The organism is Corynebacterium sp. LK2510 (assembly GCF_040946405.1).
In the GTDB taxonomy this organism is placed as follows: Bacteria; Actinomycetota; Actinomycetes; order Mycobacteriales; family Mycobacteriaceae; genus Corynebacterium.
Map to the genome: position 1 here is coordinate 1 of NZ_JAYWLR010000037.1, position 3,088 is coordinate 3,088.

The window sequence follows — 3,088 nt, forward strand, 5'->3', positions numbered from 1 at the left end:
CGAGGGGAGAAAATAGATCGAAATTGGACGAAGCAGACGACAAAGACTGTGCGTGTGCTGGAGTCAAGGACCCGAGTGCGATGGCGACAGACGCTGCAGCTGCCCTAGCAAGAATCTACATTATTGTAAACCCTTCCTTTTCGAAGTGACTGGAACTATTAGGACTGTCAAGACCTCGCAGACGATATTACCCAACAAGTTAAGTAATTAGCATAGAAATAAAAATGTTTTACTAGGGCTCGTCCGTCGCGACGAGCAGCCTGCGTCCACTGTCGGGATGTGTACCCCAGAAGGCGCTGCCGAGGTTATCGACATCGAACGTAGGTACTTTTTTCCTTACGGTAACGCCAACCTCAAGGCTAAAATCTTCCCTACCCCCTCGGGGTTAAGTAGTGACGACCCGGAAAGGCGACTATGAACAAAAGAAACATCACGACCGTCCGCTCGGGAGATGGGTGGGCCAACAAACGAGATGGATCAACCCGCGCTTCCAAACGATTCGACACGCAGAAGGAAGCGATCGATGCCGCACGCTCCACAGCTCAACGAGAAAAGATAGAGCACAGAATTCAAGGACGCGACGGGAAATACCGGGAGTCGAACTCGTACGGCAAAGATCCCCACCCACCACGGGGATAGCCGAAACAATCTCTTTGTCCACCTACCAGGATCCCCTTTGCAACCTATCCAAAAGGGGATCCCTCCTAAATCCCCGTACAAACAGAGAGAAGATTCCTCAATAGGAGCCACCCCACTTGCTCGCTTCACAGTTAGATCACTTCATGCGAAGCACAGTCCGCAGCTACCTCATAGGGGAGATTAATTTTAGATGCGCAACCCGCTGGGTCCACACGCTTGGCCCCGCAAGCGTGTGGACCGGCAGGACCTGACGGAAGGTGAGTATGACAAACCCGCAATAAAGAACTTATCAATGGCCACTTAGGGTTTGCCCATTGATCAGTACGATTATCAGCGCCCAGTAGTTAGCTCAATGTAGTTGGCGAACAGTAGTTCCTGCCGCTGCCTCTCGTTGGTGAGCTTGCGAGATGCGCCAAAAGCCCTGTCGACTTCTCGATCCAGGGCGTTATGCGCTTTTACAAGGTCAGGCTCCATCGACAGAGCATCGTATTGCTCAGCCAATGACCTTTCTGGATATAGTTCGCGCGCGTCAGTAACCTTTTTGCCTGCCGATATGATTCGGCTCCGGGTTCTTTCATCAAGGTCTGGAACGAGAGTGTCCGATAGTTTGTGTGCGGGGGTTTGGTTTACAAGTTCTCCGCGAATCGGTCTGGGTATGCCACAGCTAGTTGGTTGATGGCTTGTTTCCAGCCATTGGCCTTCGCTCCTTGAACATACCCGTTGCACTCAACGGCGCGCTTGGCTTGCTTCGCACGTTTGGCAGCGCGTTTGTCTTCGATGTTGCACATCATCAGCCAAAGCGTCTTCACAGCCGCTGTATCGTTCGGGAACTGGCCCCGGTTCCGGGTAGCTTTGCGCAGCTCAGCATTGAGTGACTCGATCGAATTCGTGGTGTACAACACCTTGCGCGCCGCTGGCGGGAACTGCAGAAACGGCACGAACGTTCCCACGCATCACGCCAGACTTTCACCGACTGCGGGTACTTCTGGCCAAGCTCAGAGGTTTCGAACGCATCTAAGCTGGCACGGGCTGTATCTTCGTTTACGGCCGTGTAGATCGCACGTAGCGCGCTGGAGACGGGTTTTCGGTCCTGATAGGACACCCATCGGTTCGCCGCCCGGATCAGGTGCACGATGCAGGTCTGCACCATCGAATTCGGCCAGGTTGCCTCCACGGCTTCCGGTAGGCCTTTAAGCCCATCACAGCAGACGATGAAGACATCCTGGACGCCACGGTTGGCCAGATCTGCGCACACAGATGCCCACAAGGCGAAACCTTCATTATCAGCAATCCACACACCCAGGATCCGCTTGATACCGTCCATGCCGATGCCCACCGCCATGTAGCACGCCTTGTTGACGACACGGTGGCCATCGCGGATCTTCACGCGTAGCGCATCAAGGAAGATTACTGGGTAGAACTCGTCGAGCTGACGGTTCTACCCAGATCATGACCTCGTCTAAGACTGCATCGGTAATCGTGCTGATCGTATCCGGGCTCATATCCACCCCCAGGGTGGACCCAAGATGGTGCTGAATATCACGCACTGTCATCCCACCGGCGTACAGCGAGATGATCATGTCATCGAGCTCTGTCAGCCGGCGTGATCCCTTGGGCACCATCTGGGGAGTAAACGTGCCGGAACGATCCCTGGGTACAGTCACTTCCAACGCGCCGTACCCAGAATTGACGGTCGTGGTGTACGACCCGTTGCGGTGGTTACTACCCTGTGTTGGTTCAATCTGGGACTTCATCTTCCGGTCGGAATGACCGTAGCCCAAATGGGCATCCATTTCCGCCTGCAGACCAGCGTTAATCGACGCCTGCAACAGGCCTTTGACCAGGTTGCTGGCGTCATCGGTGGACGTCGACAACTCGCCAATCAGCTTGGTGAGCTCAGGATTTTCCATCAGCTTCTCGCTGATCTCGTTGACCTTGTCCTGGTCAAGGTTTTTCTTCGTTGTCACCGTTGTCATTATCGGTGAAACTCCTTCTGGATCAGAGCCTCACACACAAGTTTCCTGACACCCTCGATGCTGGGGCTAATGGGTAGTGTAGCGGAGTTCGAGCGCTCCATCATCAAGGAGCACCAGGCCGAGGGAATCGCCCGCGCGAAGGCGCGCGGGGCCTACAAGGGCCGGGCCAAGGTGCTCACCGATGCCCAGGTCGCTCAGGCCCGGGGGTGGGTGGACGATGGTATACCGAGGGCTGAGGTGGCCCGCCGACTCAGGATCGGGCGGACCACCTTGTGTAAGTACCTCGCGGGAAGCTCTGGATAAACACCCTCTCCTAGCGACCGCTCCTACTCCCGCGCTTCGCTGAGGCCATTCGCAATGCTGCGCCACAGAGAACTAATGATGACTGCGGTAATTAAGTAACCGCTGACCGCATAATTGAAAAGGCCGCTACACATCTCATCGCTAAGTATGTCGTAGATCAGAAAACCGGG

At 55.0% G+C, this 3,088-nt stretch carries 3 protein-coding genes and 1 pseudogene; 2 read left to right on the forward strand and 2 right to left on the reverse strand.

What is annotated here, in order from left to right; translation table 11 throughout:
• Positions 1-414 precede the first annotated feature (414 nt).
• Complete coding sequence (locus VVR41_RS10590; RefSeq protein WP_368524740.1) at positions 415-639, forward strand: DUF2188 domain-containing protein; 225 nt, start codon at positions 415-417, stop codon at positions 637-639.
• A gap of 330 nt (positions 640-969) precedes the next feature.
• Here the strand turns inward: VVR41_RS10590 and VVR41_RS10595 are convergent, their stop codons facing one another.
• Entirely contained in the window at positions 970-1,365 is a 396-nt protein-coding gene (locus VVR41_RS10595; protein ID WP_368524741.1) for a type IIL restriction-modification enzyme MmeI, read from the reverse strand.
• A pseudogene (locus VVR41_RS10760) lies at positions 1,266-2,615 on the reverse strand (IS256 family transposase). Before VVR41_RS10760 ends, VVR41_RS10595 begins: the two are co-directional and overlap by 100 nt.
• Before the next feature lie 69 nt (positions 2,616-2,684).
• Between VVR41_RS10760 and VVR41_RS10610 the strand changes: the two are divergent.
• Positions 2,685-2,918, forward strand: coding sequence for a recombinase family protein (locus VVR41_RS10610; protein ID WP_409338309.1), 234 nt, complete (start codon positions 2,685-2,687; stop codon positions 2,916-2,918).
• Positions 2,919-3,088 lie beyond the last annotated feature (170 nt).